At 63.3% G+C, this 502-nt stretch carries 1 protein-coding gene; it reads left to right on the plus strand.

Annotation, left to right across the window (positions count from 1 at the left end; all coding sequences use genetic code 11):
- A partial coding sequence (locus AC507J_RS32340) for an RICIN domain-containing protein (protein ID WP_496294368.1) occupies positions 1-502 on the plus strand: 502 nt, incomplete at both ends.

Here is a 502-nt window from a genome sequence, read left to right on the forward strand (position 1 = left end):
GAAGCGGCGTCGTGTCGCTCTGCTCGGCGCGGTGTTGATGGCGGCGCCGGTGGCGGTTGTCGGTGTAGTGATGTCGGCGTCGCCGTCGGTGGCGGCGGTGCCGGTGGATGCTGGTGTCTACACGTTGGCGAGTGCGTCCAGTGGCAAGTGTGTGAATGTGGCGGGTGCGTCGACCGGTAACGCGGGGGTGTTGACGCAGGTCTCGTGTGATGCGGGTGCCGGCGGTCAGCAGTTTCGGGTGACGGCTCAGGGTGGTGGGTTCGGTCTGGTCAACGTCAACAGTGGGCGTTGTGTGGATGTGCCGAACTATTCGTCTGAGTCGGGTGTGCAGTTGTGGCAGTGGACGTGTGGGGCGAGTAGCAACCAGACGTGGTCGTTCACGGCGTCGGGGAGTTCGAGTGATCGGTATCTGATCCGTAGTGCGTTCAACGGTTTGTGTGTGAGCAACCGGGACGGTTCGACTGCGGGGAACAACCCGATCGTGCAGGAGCCGTGTGCTGAT

It is taken from the genome of Micromonospora sp. PRAS1 (assembly GCF_059553435.1).